1 protein-coding gene is annotated in these 585 nt (G+C 50.3%); it reads left to right on the top strand.

The features are described from left to right. A partial coding sequence (locus CBW22_RS26445; RefSeq protein ID WP_176428192.1) for a hypothetical protein occupies positions 1-585 on the top strand: 585 nt, incomplete at both ends.

The raw sequence follows: 585 nt of genomic DNA, 5'->3' as shown, positions 1-585 counted from the left end.
GAACTGGATTTTGATGGTTACCGTCTGAATCAGGGTTGGGTTGCCCCCGTAATCGGCATGGAAGTTGACGGTAAAACGGTAATTAAACCCGAGGCGTTAACGTCGTCATGGCAGCATAAAAGCGGCACCTATACTGCAACCGAAACCAAAGTGGTCAAAGTCGCGGTCACTAATGCCACCGCCAATGGCTACGGCAATGATTTCCTGCTGGACAATCTCGGTATGAAGCCGGTCGAAGTTACGCCGGTGGACAAACAGGGACTCGACTGGGACTTCAACGATGGCACGCTGCAGGGCTGGATCGCTGCAGGCCTGTATGAAAAATACAATCAGCTTAATACTACCTATTGGAAGGGGGCAGACGGATCAAATGTCCTTGGCTCAATGACTGACTTCGTCGAGGGTCGTGATTACAGCGGTGAAGTGGTTTATCGCTATATCGAAGTCGAGGCGGGTAAAACTTACGAACTGGATTTTGATGGTTACCGTCTGAATCAGGGTTGGGTTGCCCCCGTAATCGGCATGGAAGTTGACGGTAAAACGGTAATTAAACCCGAGGCGTTAACGTCGTCATGGCAGCATAAA

Origin of the sequence: Pantoea sp. VS1, assembly GCF_002207995.1 — a bacterium.
GTDB classification, from domain to species: domain Bacteria; phylum Pseudomonadota; class Gammaproteobacteria; order Enterobacterales; family Enterobacteriaceae; genus Pantoea; species Pantoea dispersa.
The sequence above is the reverse complement of the archived record's forward strand: the minus strand, read 5'-3'. Positions and strand labels throughout refer to the sequence as shown.